The 17,512-nt window shown below is 74.3% G+C and carries 13 protein-coding genes; 6 read left to right on the forward strand and 7 right to left on the reverse strand.

The window, feature by feature from the left end:
• Nucleotides 1-164: 164 nt before the first annotated feature.
• On the reverse strand, nt 165-1,379 hold the full coding sequence (gene hutI, locus ACFQ11_RS05620) for an imidazolonepropionase (RefSeq protein WP_192761248.1): 1,215 nt from the start codon (nt 1,377-1,379) through the stop codon (nt 165-167).
• 375 nt (nt 1,380-1,754) lie between these two features.
• The gene (gene hflX / locus ACFQ11_RS05625; RefSeq protein WP_378296762.1) at nt 1,755-3,173 is read right to left on the reverse strand and encodes a GTPase HflX; all 1,419 of its coding nucleotides are present in this window, start codon (nt 3,171-3,173) and stop codon (nt 1,755-1,757) included.
• Nucleotides 3,174-3,407: 234 nt separating this feature from the next.
• Between hflX and aceB the strand changes: the two genes are divergently transcribed.
• The 5 genes from aceB (at nt 3,408) to ACFQ11_RS05650 (ending at nt 9,980) form a co-directional block, all read left to right on the forward strand.
• The gene (gene aceB, locus ACFQ11_RS05630) at nt 3,408-5,015 is read left to right on the forward strand and encodes a malate synthase A (protein WP_378296763.1); all 1,608 of its coding nucleotides are present in this window, start codon (nt 3,408-3,410) and stop codon (nt 5,013-5,015) included.
• A 97-nt stretch (nt 5,016-5,112) separates the two neighbouring features.
• Entirely contained in the window at nt 5,113-6,561 is a 1,449-nt protein-coding gene (locus ACFQ11_RS05635; protein WP_378296764.1) for an FAD-linked oxidase C-terminal domain-containing protein, read from the forward strand.
• A complete protein-coding gene (locus ACFQ11_RS05640) occupies nt 6,561-7,772 on the forward strand; it encodes an FAD-binding oxidoreductase (RefSeq protein ID WP_378296765.1) in 1,212 nt (403 codons plus the stop codon). Before ACFQ11_RS05635 ends, ACFQ11_RS05640 begins: the two co-directional genes overlap by 1 nt.
• Nucleotides 7,772-9,088 carry a (Fe-S)-binding protein gene (locus ACFQ11_RS05645; RefSeq protein ID WP_378296767.1) on the forward strand — a complete coding sequence of 439 codons (1,317 nt, stop codon included), beginning with the start codon at nt 7,772-7,774 and terminating at the stop codon, nt 9,086-9,088. The genes ACFQ11_RS05640 and ACFQ11_RS05645 overlap by 1 nt, the downstream gene beginning before the upstream one ends.
• A 145-nt stretch (nt 9,089-9,233) precedes the next feature.
• Nucleotides 9,234-9,980, forward strand: a complete 747-nt coding sequence (locus tag ACFQ11_RS05650; protein WP_378296768.1) for a hypothetical protein — start codon at nt 9,234-9,236, stop codon at nt 9,978-9,980.
• Here ACFQ11_RS05650 and ACFQ11_RS05655 read toward each other — a convergent pair.
• From ACFQ11_RS05655 to ACFQ11_RS05675, 5 genes are all read right to left on the reverse strand, one after another.
• Nucleotides 9,956-11,356 carry an ABC transporter family substrate-binding protein gene (locus tag ACFQ11_RS05655; RefSeq protein ID WP_378296769.1) on the reverse strand — a complete coding sequence of 467 codons (1,401 nt, stop codon included), beginning with the start codon at nt 11,354-11,356 and terminating at the stop codon, nt 9,956-9,958. The genes ACFQ11_RS05650 and ACFQ11_RS05655 overlap by 25 nt on opposite strands.
• A gap of 614 nt (nt 11,357-11,970) precedes the next feature.
• Nucleotides 11,971-13,749 (reverse strand): dipeptide ABC transporter ATP-binding protein, encoded by a 1,779-nt coding sequence (locus ACFQ11_RS05660; RefSeq protein WP_378296770.1) that lies wholly within the window; start codon nt 13,747-13,749, stop codon nt 11,971-11,973.
• Nucleotides 13,746-14,522, reverse strand: coding sequence for an ABC transporter permease (locus ACFQ11_RS05665; RefSeq protein WP_378296771.1), 777 nt, complete (start codon nt 14,520-14,522; stop codon nt 13,746-13,748). The genes ACFQ11_RS05660 and ACFQ11_RS05665 overlap by 4 nt, the downstream gene beginning before the upstream one ends.
• Nucleotides 14,519-15,457 (reverse strand): ABC transporter permease, encoded by a 939-nt coding sequence (locus ACFQ11_RS05670; RefSeq protein WP_378296772.1) that lies wholly within the window; start codon nt 15,455-15,457, stop codon nt 14,519-14,521. The genes ACFQ11_RS05665 and ACFQ11_RS05670 overlap by 4 nt, the downstream gene beginning before the upstream one ends.
• 86 nt (nt 15,458-15,543) lie before the next feature.
• Complete coding sequence (locus tag ACFQ11_RS05675; RefSeq protein ID WP_378296773.1) at nt 15,544-16,518, reverse strand: hypothetical protein; 975 nt, start codon at nt 16,516-16,518, stop codon at nt 15,544-15,546.
• Nucleotides 16,519-16,614: 96 nt separating this feature from the next.
• Between ACFQ11_RS05675 and ACFQ11_RS05680 the strand changes: the two genes are divergently transcribed.
• Nucleotides 16,615-17,226, forward strand: a complete 612-nt coding sequence (locus tag ACFQ11_RS05680; protein ID WP_378296774.1) for a TetR/AcrR family transcriptional regulator — start codon at nt 16,615-16,617, stop codon at nt 17,224-17,226.
• Nucleotides 17,227-17,512: the final 286 nt, after the last annotated feature.

Here is a 17,512-nt window from a genome sequence, read left to right on the forward strand (position 1 = left end):
GCCGCTTCATCATCGGTTGTGGATAACTCGACGGCGGGGGCGGGCCGTTGCCGCGCACCGGCGGCCGCGGCGCCTCGCCGGTGCGGGCGGGCTCGACGGCGGGGACGCGCGTCCGCGCGTGGTGGACGACCGTGCCGGCGCGAACCCCGCGGGTGCGCGGGGCGTCAGGGCTGGACGGGGACGCCGCCGCGCCAGACGCGGTGGGCGCGGAGGCCGAAGGCCCAGGCGAAGGCGCCCTCGTGGTCGGCGTCCCAGAGCACGATGTCGGCGAGCATGCCGGGGGCGAGGGAGCCGCGGTCGCCGTAGCGGAGGGCGGCGGCGCCGCCGAGGGTGGCGGCGCGGAGCGCCTCGGTGACGCTGAGGCCGAACATGGCGACGGCGAGGCCGATGACCAGCGGCATGGACGTGATGCCGCACTGGCCCGGGTTGTGGTCGGTGCCGAGCGCGACGGTGACGCCGCGGTCGAGCATCTGCCGGACGGGCGCGGGGGCGCGGCTGCTGTTGAGGGCGCTGCCCGGGCAGACGGTGGCGGTGACGCCGGCGTGGGCGAGGGCCTTGATGTCGTCGTCGTTGGCCTGGGTGAGCAGGTCGGCGGAGGCGCAGCCGACCTCGGCGGCGACCTGCGCGGCGCCGACGCGCTCGTTGGCGCAGGCGTGCATGCGGGCCTTCAGGCCGGCGCGCTTGCCGGTGAGCAGGAGGGCGCGGGCCTCCTCGGCGGTGAAGTGGCCCTCGTCGCAGTAGACGTCGATGCTGTCGGCGCCCGCGACGGCGGCGTCGCCGGCCCACAGGCGGACGGCCTCGATGTAGTCGCGGCGGCGGCCGAAGAACTCGGGCGGGAGGATGTGCGCGGCGAGGAACGTCGCGTGGATGCGGGGCATCGAGGGTTCGGACTCGAGGGAGCGCAGCATCCGGATGTCGGCGAGTTCGCCGTCGCGGGTCAGGTGGTAGCCGGTCTTGGCCTCGACGGTGGTGGTCCCGGCGATGATCCACTGGCGGAGGCGTTCGCGGACGCCGTTGCACAGGGTCCAGGGGTCGGTGCCGCGGGTGACGGTGACGGTCGAGTTGACGCCGCCGCCGGCGGCCGCGATGGCCGAGTGGGACGATCCGCTGGTGCGCATCGCGAGTTCGGCCCAGCGGTTGCCCGCGTAGACGGGGTGGGCGTGGGCGTCGATGAGCCCGGGGGTGACGAGCCCGCCGCCGAGGTTCTCCACGTGGTCGACGTCGACGATGTCGTCGATGACGCCGGGGATGCTCTGCGGGAGGTCCGATGCCGGGCCGGCCCAGACGATCCGGTCGTCGTGGATGAGCACGGCGGCGTTGCTGCAGACGTCGGTGCCCGTCCAGAGCCTGCCGATGTTCGTCAACAGCCGTACCGTCATTGGTTCACCGGCCTTGATGGGACGACGTACCGGACGCCATGAAGTGGTCCACCTGCTCTCGATCCGAGACGCCGACTGGGTGCCGGCGATTCACCGTTGGAGGGTCGGGTGATCGTGCGACCACCACAGGCAACGAGACCGGAGATATCGGTTCCGTCACGGTAGTGCACCGGAGGCCCCTCCGACAACCTTTCGTCGACGCCCGCCGCCCCGCCCATAGAGCTATGACCGTACGGAATTCGGCGGCCCGGTCAAGCCGATTGGCGAAGCTGTCACCACATGGCGACCGTGCGTCCATTTAGGAATGGCCGGAATTCGGTGGATTCTCGACCGAAAACCCCGCCGGATCGGATCCGGCGGGGTTCGCGGGGAGGGTCAGGCGGGGGCGGCCTCGAACCGGGCGAGCTCGGCGGCGAGGTCGTCGGGGACGCGCGCGTGCAGCATCGTGCCCTCGGCGAGGTGCTCCTGCTCGAGGATCTCGCCGCGCTCGTGGACCTGCGCGACCAGGTCGCCCCGCTCGTACGGGACGAGCACGTGCAGCTCGGCCTCGAGGCCGGGCAGCCCCGCCTCGATCGCGGCGCGCAGCTCCTCGATGCCGGCCCCGGTGCGGGCGGAGACGACGACGCTGTTCGGCTCGCGGCGCCGCAGCCGGGCGATCGCGAGCTCGTCGGCGGCGTCCGCCTTGTTGATCACGATGATCTCGGGGACGTCCTGGGCGTCGATCTCGCGCAGGACCTCGCGGACGGCGTCGATCTGCGCCTCCGGGTCGGGGTCGGAGCCGTCCACGACGTGCAGGATCAGGCCCGCGTCGGAGACCTCCTCCAGCGTCGAGCGGAACGCCTCGACGAGCTGGTGCGGCAGGTGCCGGACGAACCCGACGGTGTCGGCCAGCGTGTAGGCGCGGCCGCCGGGGGTCTCGGCGCGCCGGACGGTGGGGTCGAGGGTGGCGAACAGGGCGTTCTCCACCAGCACCCCGGCGCCGGTGAGCCGGTTGAGCAGGGACGACTTGCCCGCGTTGGTGTAGCCGGCGATGGCGACCGCCGGCACGTCGTGGCGGCGGCGGCCGCCGCGCTTGGTGTCGCGCGACTTGGACATCTCGGCGATCTGCCGGCGCAGCTTGGCCATCCGGGTGCGGATCCGCCGCCGGTCCAGCTCGATCTTGGTCTCGCCGGGGCCGCGGCCGCCGATCCCGACGCCGCCGGCGGCGCGGCCGCCGACCTGCCGGGACAGGTTGCCGCCCCAGCCGCGCAGGCGGGGCAGCAGGTAGTCGAGCTGCGCGAGCTCGACCTGCGCCTTGCCCTCGCGGCTCTTGGCGTGCTGGGCGAAGATGTCGAGGATCAGGGCGGTCCGGTCGATGACCTTGACCTGGACGGTGTCCTCCAGGTGGCGCAGCTGGCTCGGGGCGAGCTCGCCGTCGCAGATGACGGTGTCGGCACCGGTCGCGATGACGACGTCGCGCAGTTCGGCGGCCTTGCCGGACCCGATGTAGGTGGCCGGGTCGGGACGGGAGCGCCGCTGCACGAGGCCCTCGAGCACCTCGGACCCGGCCGTCTCGGCGAGCAGCGCGAGTTCGCGCAGCGAGTTCTCGGCGGCCTCGGCGGTGCCCTCGGTCCAGACGCCGACCAGGACGACCCGCTCCAGCCGCAGGGAACGGTATTCGACCTCGGTGACGTCGGTCAGCTCGGTGGACAGTCCGGCGACGCGGCGCAGTGCCCGCCGGTCCTCGAGGTCGAGCTCGCCGGTCATGGGCTCGAGCTCGTCCGCGGTCTGGTCTGCAGTGAAAAGTTGAGTCATATGTCCTCGGTAGAACGCCGCGGCGCGGCCGTATCTTCCCGTCGATCGTCTCACGCGGCGTCTCCCGCGTCACCTGCTTATGCGCCGGTTCCGCGGGGCGGTTGCCGCGGGCCGCGGCGGGGAGATCGGGAGGAGGGCGGCCGGGGGCGCACCCGCTTTGACCGGCGCGTGTACCCCCGAGTAACGTTCTTCGCGTAACAGAAATGGAATTTCGCTAGACGAAAGGGCGGGCAGATGGGCAACCAGGACGGCATCGAGATCACCGGGCCGCTCGGCGACCGGTACGAGGAGATCCTGACGCCGGAGGCGCTCGGCCTGCTCGCCGCCCTCCAGCGCGAGCTGGGCGGGCGCCGCAAGGAGCTCCTCGGGGCCCGCGCGGAGCGGCAGCGCCGGCTGTCGGAGGGCGGCACGCTCGACTTCCTCCCCGAGACCGCGCACATCCGCGAGGACGACTCGTGGCGCGTCGCCGACCCCGCGCCGGGGCTCGAGGACCGCCGCGTCGAGATCACCGGCCCGACGGACCGGAAGATGACGATCAACGCGCTGAACTCGGGCGCGAAGGTGTGGCTGGCCGACTTCGAGGACGCCAACACCCCGCTGTGGAACAACATGATCGAGGGCCAGCTCAACCTGCGGGACGCCCTCGACCGCACGATCGACTTCACCGACCCCAAGAGCGGCAAGTCGTACGCGCTCAAGGAGGACGGCGAGCTGGCGACGATCGTCGTCCGGCCGCGCGGCTGGCACATGGACGAGAAGCACCTGCTGATCGACGGCGAGCCCATGTCCGGGTCGCTGTTCGACTTCGGCCTCTACTTCTTCCACTGCGCGCAGCGGCAGATCGACAAGGGCAAGGGGCCGTACTTCTACCTGCCGAAGATGGAGGCGCACCAGGAGGCGCGGCTCTGGAACGACGCGTTCAACCTGGCGCAGGACCACCTGAACATCCCGCGGGGGACCATCCGCGCGACCGTCCTGATCGAGACGATCCCGGCCGCGTTCGAGATGGAGGAGATCCTCTACGAGCTGCGCGACCACTCCGCCGGGCTGAACGCGGGCCGGTGGGACTACCTGTTCTCGGTCATCAAGAAGTTCCGCGACCGCGGCGCCGAGTTCGTCCTGCCGGAGCGCAACGCGATCACGATGACCGCGCCGTTCATGCGCGCCTACACCGAGCTGCTGGTGCGCAGCTGCCACAAGCGCGGCGCGCACGCGATCGGCGGCATGGCGGCGTTCATCCCGTCCCGCCGGGACGAGGAGGTCAACAAGGTCGCGCTGGAGAAGGTGCGGGCGGACAAGACCCGCGAGTCCGGCGACGGGTTCGACGGTTCCTGGGTCGCGCACCCCGACCTCGTCCCGATCTGCCGCGAGGTCTTCGACGGCGTCCTCGGCGACAAGCCGAACCAGCGCGACCGGCTCCGCGAGGACGTCGACGTCACCGCCGCCGACCTGCTCAACGTCAAGGCCACCCCGGGCGACATCACCGAGGCGGGGCTGCGGAACAACATCGACGTGGCGCTGCGCTACCTGGCCACCTGGCTGGACGGCGCGGGCGCGGTCGCCATCCACAACCTGATGGAGGACGCGGCCACGGCGGAGATCTCCCGCTCGCAGGTGTGGCAGTGGATCTACAACGGCGTCTCCACCGCCGAGGGCCAGAAGATCACCAAGGAGTGGGTGGAGCGGCTGCTGGACGAGGAGCTGGGCAAGATCCGCGCCGAGCTGGGCGACGCGTTCAAGGAGCCCCGCTACAACGAGGCGGTGGCCCTGTTCAAGGAGGTCACGCTCGCCGACGACTACTCCGAGTTCCTCACCACCCCCGCCTACGAGCGGATGAGCTGAGCGAACGGTCCGGCCGTGGCGGTCCGGGTTCCGTCCCGGGCCGCCACGGCCGTCCATGCATTGCGGGCGGGCGGGGGCAGGGAGGATCGTTGAGACGATGGAGCCGGAGCTGAAGGCGCTCGCGGGGCGCCTGGACGCGTTGCTGGGACCGGAACGGATCATCACCGACCCCGTGCGGCTGCGGACGTACGAGTGCGACGGGCTGACGAACCATCGGTGCTCGCCCGCCGTCGTCGTGCTGCCCGACACCGCCGAGCAGGTCGCGGCGATCGTCCGCGAGTGCGCGGCGACGGGCGTCCCGTACGTGGCGCGCGGGTCGGGGACCGGGCTGTCGGGCGGGGCGCTCCCCCGCGCGGACGGCGTCCTGATCGTGACGTCGCGGATGCGGCGGATCCTGGAGATCGACATTCCGGGGCAGCGGGCGGTGGTGGAGCCCGGGGTGATCAACCTGGACGTGACGCGCGCCGTGCGGCCGTACGGGTACTACTTCGCGCCGGACCCGTCCAGCCAGCAGATCTGCTCGGTCGGCGGGAACGTGGCGGAGAACTCCGGCGGCGCGCACTGCCTGAAGTACGGGTTCACCGCGCACCACGTGCTGGCCTGCGAGGTCGTCACCCCCGACGGGGAGCTGGTGGAGCTGACGGCGGACGGCCCGGGCTACGACCTCCTCGGCGTGTTCGTCGGGGCGGAGGGGACGCTCGGCATCGCAACGAAGATCACCGTGCGGCTGACGCGGGTGCCGGAGACCGTGCAGACGCTGCTGGCGGCGTTCGGGTCGATCGAGGCGGGCGGCACGGCGGTGTCGGCGATCATCGGCGCGGGGGTCGTCCCGGCGGCGATCGAGATGATGGACGCGCTGTCGATCGAGGCGGCGGAGGCGGCGGTGCGGTGCGGCTACCCGCCGGGGGCGGGCGCCGTCCTGATCGTGGAGCTGGACGGCCCGGAGGCGGAGGTCGCGGCGCAGTTCGCGCAGGTCGAGCGGATGTGCCTGGACGCGGGCGCGTTCGAGATCCGGGTCGCGACCGACGACGCGGAACGGGCCCTGATCTGGACGGGCCGCAAGTCGGCGTTCGCCGCGGTGGGGCGGATCAGCCCCGCCTACATCGTGCAGGACGGCGTCATCCCGCGGACGGCCCTGCCGCGGGTGCTCGCGCGGATCGACGAGCTGTCGGCGGAGTCCGGGGTGCGGGTCGCGAACGTGTTCCACGCGGGAGACGGGAACCTGCATCCGCTGGTGCTGTTCGACGACGCCGAAGAAGGTGCGGGCGCGCGCGCAGAGGAAGTGTCGGGCGCGATCCTGGATCTTTGCATCGAGCACGGCGGGTCCATTACGGGCGAGCACGGCGTGGGCGTGGACAAGTCCCGGTACATGCCGCGCATGTTCAGCGACGCCGACCTGGACACCATGCAGATGGTGCGCTGCGGGTTCGACCCGGCGGGTGTCTGCAACCCCGGGAAGGTGTTCCCGACGCCGCGCCTGTGCGGGGAGGTTCCCGGTGTGCGCAAAGGGCCCCACCCGTTCGAGGGAAAGGCGGACCTGTTCTGATGCGGCCTCATGACGCGCTCGGCGCGCTGGCGAAGGTCTGTGGCGACGTCCGTCCCGGCGAGCCGGAGGAGGGCGTGCTGGGAGTCGAGCCCGCCGTCGTCGCCGCGCCCGGCACGGTCGGCGAGGCGGCGGAGGTGATGCGGGTCGCCGCCGAGCACGGGCTGGCGGTCGTCCCGCGCGGCGGCGAGACGCGGCTGGACTGGGGCACGCCCCCGCACCGCTGCGACCTGATCGTGGACACCCGGCGGCTCGACCGCCTCGTCGAGCACGCCGCGGGCGATCTCGTGGCCACCGCGCAGGCGGGGACGCCGCTGGAACGGCTGGGCGAGGAGCTCGCGGGCGAGGGGCAGCGGCTCGCCCTGGACGCGCCCTTGCCCGGCTCCACGGTCGGCGGGACGATCGCTGCGGGAGCGTCCGGTCCGCTCCGGACCCTTTACGGAACCCCGAGGAACCTGGTCATCGGGCTCACGATCGTCCGGGCGGACGGTCAAGTGGCGAAGTCGGGCGGCAAGGTCGTCAAGAACGTCGCCGGGTACGACCTGGGGCGGCTGTTCTGCGGCTCGTACGGGACGCTGGGGCTCATCGTCGAGGCCACGTTCCGCCTGCACCCGATCCCGGCCGCCCACGCGTACGTCGCCCGTTCCGTCGACGGCCCGGAGGAGGCGCACGAGGCGGTGCAGGCCGTCCTGCATTCGCCCGTGGTTCCGAGTGCCGTCGAGTACCTCTCCCCCGGGACGGTGGCCGTCCTGCTCGAGGGAGTCCCGGACGGTGTCGGCGCGCGCGCGGAGCAGACGGCCGCGCTCCTGGGCGGAGCCGCACGCGTCTCAAAGGACCCGCCCGGCGGCTGGGGCCGCTACCCGGACGGCACCGTCCTGCTCGACGTCGCCGCGCCCCCGCCCGCGCTCCGCGACCTGCTGGCCGCGCTCCCCGCGGCCGGGGCCGCCGTGGCCTGGAGCGGAGACGGGCACGGGTACGTGGGCCTGTCCCCCGGCGCGGTCCCGTCCGGGAACGTCGCGGACGTCCTCGCCGACGTCCGGGCCGCGCTGGCCCGGCACAAGGGCGGCGCGGTCGTCCGCTATGCCCCCCGGGACGTGCGCGACGCCGTCGACGTGTGGGGCCCGGTCCCCGCGCTGGCGCTGATGCGGCGCGTCAAGGACCAGTTCGACCCCGACCACCGGCTGTCCCCCGGCCGTTTCACGGGAGGTATCTGATGAGCGCCCCTCAGACCGGACCACCGCTCCCCGGTTCGCCGGACGAGCGGGCGAACCTGCTCGGCGACTGCGTGCACTGCGGGTTCTGCCTGCCGACGTGCCCGACGTACGTGCTGTGGGGCGAGGAGATGGACTCGCCGCGCGGCCGCATCCACCTGATGGACCAGCACGCGAAGGGCGAGCCGCTCGGCGCTCCGATGGTCGAGCACTTCGACCGGTGCCTCGCCTGCATGGCGTGCGTGACGTCCTGCCCGTCCGGCGTCCAGTACGACCGGCTGATCGAGCTGACGCGGGCCGAGGTCGAACGCGACCATCCGCGGCCGCTGCGGGAGCGGGCCGTCCGCGAGCTGGTCTTCCGGCTGTTCCCGTACCGGCGGCGGCTGCGGGCGCTGCGCGGGCCGCTGCGCGCCTACCAGCGGTCGGGCCTGGACCGGGTCGTCCGCCGCTCGGGGCTGCTGGAGCGCGTCTCGCCGTCGCTCGCGGCGATGGAGCGGCTCGCGCCGCCGCTCGGCCGGGCGCCGCGGCTGCCCGAGCGGGTCGCCGCGCGCGGGGACCGGCGCGCCACCGTCGGCATGCTGGTCGGCTGCGTCCAGGGCGAGTTCTTCCCGGACGTCAACGCGGCGACGGCCCGCGTGCTGGCGATGGAGGGGTGCGACGTCGTCGTCCCGCGCGGGCAGGGCTGCTGCGGCGCGCTGTCGATGCACGCGGGACGCGCGGACGAGGCGCGCGCGTTCGCCCGCCGGACGATCGAGGCGTTCGAGGGCGTGGACGTCGTCGTGGTGAACTCGGCGGGCTGCGGGTCGTCGATGAAGGAGTACCGGGCGCTGCTGGCGGACGACCCGGCGTGGGCGCGCCGGGCGGACGCGCTGTCGGATCGCGCCCGCGACCTCGCGGAGTTCCTCGCCGAGCTGGGGCCCCGCGCGGAGCGCAGGCCGCTTCCGGTCACCGTCGCGTACCACGACGCCTGCCACCTGTCCCACGCGCAGGGCGTGCGGGCGCAGCCGCGGGCGCTGCTCGCGGCGATCCCGGAGCTGACGGTCCGGGAGATCGCCGACCCCGACATCTGCTGCGGCTCGGCCGGCACGTACAACGTGCTGCAGCCGGAGGCGGCCGGTGAGCTGGGCGACCGCAAGGCGGCGAACGTGTCCGCGACCGGCGCCGAACTGCTGGTCGCCGCCAACCCGGGCTGCACGATGCAGATCGCGGGCGCGCTGCGGCGCCGCGGCGCCGGGATCGCGATCGCGCACACCGCGCAGGTGCTCGACGCGTCCCTGCGGGGACTCGGCCGCGACGCCCTCATCGAACGCGGTTCGTAGGCGTTCGCCCTACTGGTTCGGCGTTTCTCACGTCAAGAGCGGCCTGTCCAGTGCTGATCCGGGTGTCCGGTATCGTGACCTGCCACCCACGGGCAGCACGCGCTTACCGATCCGGACGCAACGGGCTGAGGGGAGCACGGAGACCATGTCGTACAGCAACGGGCCGCGGTCCGCCGGGGGGCGGCGGCGAAAGCCCCGCCGGGCCGGCGCGGGCCGCCTCGGCCTGGCCGGCGCCCTCACGGGCGCCGTCGGCATCGCCGCGATCGCCGCCGGGATCGTCGTCCTGCGGCCGGGGGCGGACGGCGGGAGCGGCGGGGCGCCGCCGTCGCGGGCGAGCGGGGCCGGCGCGGTCTCCCCGTCGCTGACGTCGCAGCCGGCGCCCCCGACGGGCACCGCGGTGAACTTCACGACCCCCGAGGGGTACGGCTACGGCCTCGCGGCCGTCGGTTCCGGGACCGGCGCCGAGCCGCTCGGCGCCACCGAGGCCCCTCCCTCGGGAACCACCTACGCCTACGCCGACTACGTCCTGACGAACACGCAGCGCCGCCCCGTCATGCTGGACTTCCCCGCCGACCTCTTCATGCCCGTGGCCCAGGTGCCGGAGGACGCGCGCGAGCGGTGCATGCCGCAGGTCGGCATCCCCGAGGACATGTGCACCCTCCCCAACCACAGCGAGATCATCGCCCGCGTCGACGGGGCCGAGCCCCCGTTCGAGGAGGCGGGCACCCAGATGATGCCCGCGGGCGCGACGTACCTCGTGCGGATCGCGTCCGACCTTCCCGTCCAGGAGGGCGTGTCGGCGGACGACCTGAAGCTTTACGTGTGGAACGCCCGCTACACCAGCGACCGTAAAGGCATCGAACTGCCCTACCCGTCGTCCGACGGTTCCTGAGCGAAACCGACGTCCTCGTAAGCGGGCTGGTAGAAACCGCAGGCGCCGATATTGGCCAAGTCCACCCGCGCGGCGACCAGTTGGGGACGCTGGTACAGCGGCAGGACGAGCGCCTCCCGCCACACGAGTCGGTCGGCCCGGTTCACAAGGGCGTGGACCTCGGCCGCGTCCTCCGCCGTCACCGCCTTCTCGAGCGCCTCATCGATCTCCGCAGTGCCGCCTCCCGAGTAGTTCTGCCGGACTTCCCCTTTCCGTGGGCGTGCGTAAACCGCCCGCATCGACGACACGGGGAACGGCGTCCCGAACCAGGAGAACGGCGCGATGTCGAAGTCTCCCCGGGTGATGTGGCCGAACAGGTCGTCGGCCGGAACGGGTTCGATGTCGACCCGAACGCCGATGCGTGCGAGCAGTGCGCGCGCCAGCTCCCCTTCCCGTGCGCCGATCGGCTGCCCGGCCGCGACGACGAACCGGAGCGCGAGCGTCCGCCCGTCCTTCACGCGGTGGCGGCCCCGTTTCCCCCAGCCCGCATCGTCGAGGAGACGCGCCGCCTCCGCGGGGTCGTGCCGTCCGAGAACGTCCGAGTTGTCGCGATAGCCGTGCTGGGTGCCGACGTAGAAGTGATTCCCGAGCGTCCGCACGGGGACCCCGAGGCCCGCGAGGTCGGACCGGGCGATCGCGTCCCGGTCCAGGCCGAGCATCACCGCGCGCCGCACCCGCACGTCCGACAGGATCGCCCCGGCCGCGTTGAGCGTGAACACCCGCGCGTCCGGGCCGCCCGCCCGCCGGACCTCGCCGCCGCGCGTCCCCCGCACCCGCCGCAGCGCACCGGCGTCCGGCCCCGCCTCCATCAGGCCGATCTCCCCGTTGGCGAACGCCCCCGGCATCGCCACCGGGTCCATCGCCCGGTAGACGATCCGATCGAGCTTCGCGGACCTGCCCCACCAGTCCGGATCCCGCACGAGCGTGATCGTCTTCGCCGTGCGGTCGACGTCCCCGACCTCGAACGGCCCCGCGGTGACGGGCGGCCGTTCGAGCCACCCGGTATTGAACGCCCGAGGGTCGCTGTACGCCGACGCCGGATACAGGGGGCTGAACAGGCTCCGCCAATCCGCGTACGGCCGATCGAACACGACTTCCACGACACGTTCGTCCACGCCCCGTTCAACACGTGCAATGCGCCGGTACCCCGTGTCGTCGGCGATCTCATAGCGTGGATCCCGCCCGGACAGCGCGCGCGCCTGCGCCGCGAAGTCCCGGTACCCGATGGCCCGCCCGTCCGACCATCGCGCCTCGGGGTTGAGCCGGTAGACGACCGTCTGCCCACGTCCAGCGCGCTTTACCTCGGCCGAACGGAGGTACTCCGGAACACGGTGCACCACACCTTTCTCGTCCGCCCGCATGAGCCGGGGCAATGCCCCTTGGACGACCCGGTCGACCGAGCCCGTTTTCCCGTTCAAGTGGTGGAAGTTCCACTGCGCGGGAAATTCAGGCAGGGCCCAATGCAGAGTGCCGCCGTCCTGCACGCGATCGCGCGGCATCGGATTGACGTCCGCCCGGGGCAGCACGGCGTTCGGCGCGATTTCCTGTGCCGTACCCCCGGTGCACCCCGCTCCGCCCAGGGCCGCGGGCACCGCGACAAGCCCGGCGGCGACCGTCCGCCACCCCCGGTCCCCCCACGCGCGAGCGGCACCGTCACGGCTCCCCTCATCGTTCCCCGCCCCGCCGCGAGGGCTCCACGGGCGCGCGCCGGCACGCACACCGAGGCCGCTGCCGACGCTCCGCCCGTCCGGCCTCCCCTCCCCGGAGATCATCACGTCGGCGGCGCCCGCCTCGGCTCCGCGGGCGGCCGGCTCCGTCTTGCCCTGGGCGTAGGTGGACGGGGCCATCGGCGGGCGACCCGGCGCACCGGGTCCCGCTGCACCGATGTGGTGCGGGGGCGGGTAGGCACGCTCGGCGGCGAGGTGGCGGGGGGCGCCGCCGGGAGTCGGCTTCATGCGGTCCTCCGGGGGGTCGGGGGTGCGTGTTCGGTCAACGGGTGGTGGCACGCGACCTGGTGGTCCGGACGGCCGGTGGGGCGGGGCTCGGGGTCCGAGGCGGCGCACCGGGCGCGGGCGGCGGGCGGGAGCACGGGATGGACCGGGCATCGGGCGCGGAAGCGGCAGCCGCTGGGCGGGTCCGAGGGGTCGGGGGCCTCGCCGTGCAGGACGACGCGGGGGCGGGCGCGCTCGAGGACGGGATCGGGGATCGGGATCGCGTCCAGCAACGCGCGCGTGTACGGGTGCGCGGGGGCCGCGTAGATCCCGCCCACCGCGCCCAGTTCGACGATGCGGCCCGCGTGCATGACGGCCGCCCGGTCGGCGACCCGGTGCACGGCCGCGAGGTCGTGCGCGACGAACACGGAGGCGACACCGAGCCGGGACCGGAGTTCTCGCAGGACGTTCAGCACGCGTCCCTGCACGTTCGCGTCCAGGGCGGCCACGGGTTCGTCCAGGAGCAGTAGGCGCGGCTCCAGGGCGAGCGCCCTGGCGATGGCGACTCGCTGCCTCTGTCCGCCCGACAGCTCGCCGGGGCGGCGATCCGCGTGCCGGGGCTCCAGCCCCACGAGGTCGAGGAGTTCCCGGACGCGCTCGCGTGCGGGCAGGCCGTGCGCGGTGAGCGGCTCGGCGATGATCGCGCGGACGCGCATGCGGGGGTTCAGCGACGCGTCCGGGTCCTGGAAGACGAGCTGGACGTCGCGGCGCAGTTCCCTGCGGCGCGCGCGGCGGAGCGCGCCGGTGTCCTCGCCGAGGACGGTGATCCGGCCGCTCCGGGGGCGGGCCAGGCGGGCGATCTCCATCAGCACGGTCGTCTTGCCGCAGCCCGACTCGCCCACGAGCGCGAGCGTCTCGCCGCGCCGGACGTCGAACGTGACGCCGTCGACCGCGCGCACGGCGCCGTGCCGGCGGACGAGCGCCTCGACGGCGAGCACCGCCGGGCCGGGCGGGCGGGCGCGGGCCGGGCGCGGCGCGATGCGGGGCGCCGCGCGCAGCAGGGCGATCGTGCGGGACGACCGTGGGCGCCGGTAGACCTCCGCGGCCGGGCCCTGCTCGACCGCGCGCCCGTCGTGCATCACCAGGACGCGGTCGGCGAGGCCCGCGACGACACCGAGGTCGTGCGCGATGAGGACGGTCGCGGTCCCGGACGCCCGTGCGGTGCGGAGCACGTCGAGGATCTGCGCCTGCACGGTGACGTCGAGGCCCGCGGTCGGCTCGTCCGCGATGAGGACGGACGGATCGTGCGCCATCGCCATCGCGATCAGCACGCGCCGCCGCATCCCGCCCGAGAGTTCGTGCGGGTGAGCCCGAGCGCGCCGGGCCGCGCACGGAACGCCCACCAGGTCGAGCAGTTCGACGGCCTGCGCGCGCGCCGCCGCCCGGCCGGTGCGCCGGTGGACGCGGACGGCCTCGGCGATCTGGGCGCCCACGGTGCGGACGGGGTTGAGGGACGAGAGGTCCTGGAACACCATCGCCAGGTCCTTGCCGCGTATCCGCGAGAGTTCCGCGTCGGTGCGTCCGAGCAGCTCCTTTCCGTGCAGCCGCACCGACCCGTCGGCGCGCGCGCCGTCCGGGAGCAGGCCGAGCACGGCGAGGGCGAGGGCGGTCTTGCCGGAGCCCGACGCGCCGACGACGCCCAGCGTCTCGCCCGCGCGCAGGGCGAAGCTCGCGCCCCGCACGGCCAGGACGTCCGGTGCGTGGCGGACCCGCAGGTCCGTGACCGCGAGCACCGTCACCGGGCGGCGCGGACGCCGTCGGCGAGCAGGTTCGCGGCGACGGCGATCAGGACCAGGAGCGCGGCCGGGAACCCGAACCGCCAGGGGAACGCGAGGACGGCCGTGCCGCCGTCGGCGATCAGGGTGCCGAGCGAGACGCCGGGCGGGCGCGCGCCGAACCCGAGATGGGCGAGCCCGCTCTCGGCGATGACCGCGGCGCCGACGTTCAGCCCCGCGTCCACCGCGAGCAGGGACGCGAGCGACGGCAGGACGTGCCGGACGACCGTGCGCGGGGCGCCCACCCCGCCGAGCCGGGCGGCCAGGACGTACTCGCGTTCGCGCAGCGACCGGGCCATGGCCCGGACCGTCCGGGCGGACGGCGGCCAGTGGAGCGCGGCGAGGACGGCGACGAGCCCGAGCGCGCCCGCGCCGGGCGCCAGGACGGCCACGAGAAGGAACGGCGGCAGGACGAACAGCAGATCGGCGCACCACATCAGCGCGCGGTCGGCGCGCCCGCCCGCGTATCCCGCGACGGTGCCGACGACGGCCGCCGGGAGCGTCGCGAGCACGGCGACGCCGATGCCGATCAGGAGCGACCTGCGGAGCGCGTGCACGGTCACCGCGAACACGTCCCGCCCGTTCTGCGTGGTGCCGAGCCAGTGCCGCCGCGACGGTCCCGCACCGAAGGACGCGAAGTCGATCTCGTCCCACGCCCAGGGCGAGAGCGCGGGTCCCGCGGCGGCCAGCAGGACGAGCGCGGCGAGCAGGGCCAGCCCGGCGGCGGTGCGGCTCACGCGGACCGGACGCGCGGGTCGAGGAGCCCGTGCAGGACGTCCGCGGCGAGCGCGGCCGCCGGTACCGCGCAGGCCGCGAGGCCGCCGACGGCGGCGACCGCGTTGACGTCGCCGCGCGCGACCGAGGCGGCCAGCCATTCGCCGAGCCCGTGCCGTCCGAAGACCTGCTCGACGAGCATGCCGCCGAGCAGCAGCATCGCGGCGGTGTGCGGCAGGCGTCCGGTCATCGGGACCAGCGCGGGCCGCAGGGCGTGCCGGAGCAGCGCCCCGCGGCGGCGCAGCCCCTTCGCGCGGGCCGCCCGGACGAACGCGGCGTCCAGCACGTCGAGCGTCGGCCCGCGCTGGTAGCGGGCGATGAGGGCGGCCTGCGCGAGCGCGATCACGAGGGTCGGGAGCAGCAGCCCGCGGGCCGTCTCGCCCGTCCAGGTGAGGATCCGGACGCCCGCGGCGTCGTTGACGGCGACCGCGGCGATCTGCAGGAGGACGGCGAGGACGAACACCGGGACGGCGGCGAGCGCGTACGCGAGCAGGGAGACGATCCGGTCCGCGGCCCGGCCGCGCCGCGCCGCGGACCAGGCGCCGAGGGCGATCCCGAGGGCCGAGCCGAGCACCGCGCCGGGGAGGACGAGCCGGACGCCGACGGCGAGGCGGCGGCGCAGCTCGGCGCCGACGGGGCGGCCGTCCAGCGTCCGGCCGAGGTCGCCGCGCACGACGCCCGCCGCCCAGACCCGGTAACGGGCGGGCGGCGGGACCCGGGGGTCGAGGTTGAGCCGGGCGAGGCGGGCGTCCACGACGGCGTCCGGCGGGCGCTGCGCGCGGCCCGCGAGGTGGGCGCGGGGGTCGAGCGCGGCGGCGGCCAGCAGGTAGACGAGGCTCGCGCCGAGCACGGCCTGGAGCACGGCCCGTACCGTCCGGCCCAGCAGGAACGCCGCCATGTCCGCCCTTCCGATGCGATCAGGTCACATAAGGTTACTGACCAGATACGCACCGGGACGGGCGAACGGCGACTTCCGTGTCCCGGTCAGGCGGGCACCGGATCGCTCTCGCGGGCGGCCTCGGTGCGGGGCTTGCGCAGCGCTCCGACGCCCAGCAGGGCGAGCCCGGCGGCCGACCAGGCCAGCAGCACCGCGAGCGGGGCGCCCGCGCCGGCGCCGTCGAAGAACGTCGCCGACCGGATCAGCGTGCCCGCCGCGCCGGGCGGGAGGAACTGCCCGATCGCGCCCCACGGTTCCGGCAGCATCTCCGGTGCCGTGGTGATCCCGGACAGCGGGTTGCCGAGCAGCAGGAACGTGAGCGCGCCGATGCCGATGCCCGCCCGTCCTACCGCGGCGCCCAGGCCGGCGACGGCCCCGGTCACCGCGAGGACGGTGAGCCCGGCGACGCCGGCGACCGCGAGGTAGGGGCCGGGGACGAGCGACAGCCACCCGTAGGCGAGGCCGGCGACGCCCAGACCGCCGAGCACCGCGAACAGCAGCACGCCCGCGGCCCGCCACGCCGCGCTCGGGACCGCGAACGTCAGCAGCACCGCGGCGGCGAGCGACGACATGATCAGCGGCAGGACGAGCGACGCGAGGCCGGCGCCGCGCGGGTCGTCCGGGTCGGCGGCGACGACGTCCTGGACGGGCGCGGCCGGCCGGGCGCCCGCGAGGTTCCCGGCGAGTTCGGTGAGCTGCTGCGCCACCATGGGCGAGGCGGCGGACGCGGTGAGCACGCGGGGGCCCGACGGCGTCGTGACGATGGCGCCGTACGCCTCCCGGTCGGCGATCGCGGCGCGGGCGTCGTCCGCGCCGGTCAGCACCGCGACGTCGAACACGCCGGGCCGCGTCCGCTCGAGCCGTTCGGCCGTCGCGGCCGCGCCCGGCCCCGCCACCACGATCGGGACGTCGCGCGGGGCCGTCCGGGTGACAGGCCAGGTGAAGGCCAGGATCATCAAGAGCTGTAGCAGCGCGGCGCCGACGGCGACCCCGGCGGTGCGCTTGGCGAGTGAGGACTGCACGACCTGCTCCTAAAAAAGCGGATGTCCGTTCTCTTAACGAGGTTCACACCGTCCCGCCGTGTTGTCAAGAACGAACGTTCGTTTTACATTGGGGACATGCCGAGAGTGAGCGAAGAGCACCTGGAGCGGCGGCGCCGCCAGATCCTGGACGCGGCCCGCGCGCGCTTCATCCGCCAGGGCGTCCACGCGACGTCGATGCAGGACATCTTCGCGGAGGCGGGCCTCTCGGCCGGTGCCGTCTACCGGTACTTCAAGAGCAAGAACGAGATCATCGAGGCGATCCTGTCGACCGTCGTCGGGGACCTCCACACCTACCTGACCGAGCTCGTGGACGCCGACCCGCTCCTGCCGCCGGACGAGCTGATCGAGCGGATCACCGTGCGCGCCATGGCCATGTCCGGGGAGGACGGCATCCTCCGCCTGGCCCCGCAGGGCTGGGCGCTCGCGATGTACGACGCCGAGATCCACGGCTACGTCGCCGCCACCATACGCACGCTGCGCGACACGTGGATCCGCTACGTGCACCGGCTCGTCGACGCCGGCCGGCTGCCCGCCGACACCGACCCCGAGGCCGCCGGCAGGACCCTTTTCGGCGTGGTGCCCGGCTTCATGCTCCAGCGGCTCATCCTCGACGACGTCGACCCGGGCCAGGTCCGCCGGGGCACGCAGGCCCTCCTGGCGGGCCTTTACCCGCCCCCCAAACCCTGACCACCCTCCCCGCCCCGCACCACGACCGCACCCGCAGAACACCGCCGCGCCACCCGCCGCTCCCATCCGGCGGTCCCGCCCACGCTCTCCACACGCGCACCCGCCCACCCCCGCATCGCCTTCCGCAAGGCGCGTCCGGCGCCCCGTCCGGCGCCCCCGTCCGGCCACGCGTCCGCAAGGCCGGCCGCACCACGACCGCACCCGCAGAACCGTGGGGCCCGTACCGGCCGGGCACGGGCCGCGACCCGGTCGGCTTCCTCGCGGCCATCTGTCCGCATCGCGGCCC

The organism is Actinomadura sediminis (assembly GCF_042675525.1).
Classification (GTDB): domain Bacteria; phylum Actinomycetota; class Actinomycetes; order Streptosporangiales; family Streptosporangiaceae; genus Spirillospora; species Spirillospora sediminis.

Excerpts from the sequence above, each read along its gene's own strand:
- ACFQ11_RS05650 (WP_378296768.1), top strand. The coding sequence starts at position 9,234 with ATGTCGTACAGCAACGGGCCGCGGTCCGCCGGGGGGCGGCGGCGAAAG.
- ACFQ11_RS05670 (WP_378296772.1), bottom strand. The coding sequence starts at position 15,457 with ATGGCGGCGTTCCTGCTGGGCCGGACGGTACGGGCCGTGCTCCAGGCC.
- aceB (WP_378296763.1), top strand. The coding sequence starts at position 3,408 with ATGGGCAACCAGGACGGCATCGAGATCACCGGGCCGCTCGGCGACCGG.
- hutI (WP_192761248.1), bottom strand. The coding sequence starts at position 1,379 with ATGACGGTACGGCTGTTGACGAACATCGGCAGGCTCTGGACGGGCACC.
- ACFQ11_RS05640 (WP_378296765.1), top strand. The coding sequence starts at position 6,561 with ATGCGGCCTCATGACGCGCTCGGCGCGCTGGCGAAGGTCTGTGGCGAC.
- ACFQ11_RS05645 (WP_378296767.1), top strand. The coding sequence starts at position 7,772 with ATGAGCGCCCCTCAGACCGGACCACCGCTCCCCGGTTCGCCGGACGAG.
- ACFQ11_RS05680 (WP_378296774.1), top strand. The coding sequence starts at position 16,615 with ATGCCGAGAGTGAGCGAAGAGCACCTGGAGCGGCGGCGCCGCCAGATC.
- ACFQ11_RS05635 (WP_378296764.1), top strand. The coding sequence starts at position 5,113 with ATGGAGCCGGAGCTGAAGGCGCTCGCGGGGCGCCTGGACGCGTTGCTG.
- hflX (WP_378296762.1), bottom strand. The coding sequence starts at position 3,173 with ATGACTCAACTTTTCACTGCAGACCAGACCGCGGACGAGCTCGAGCCC.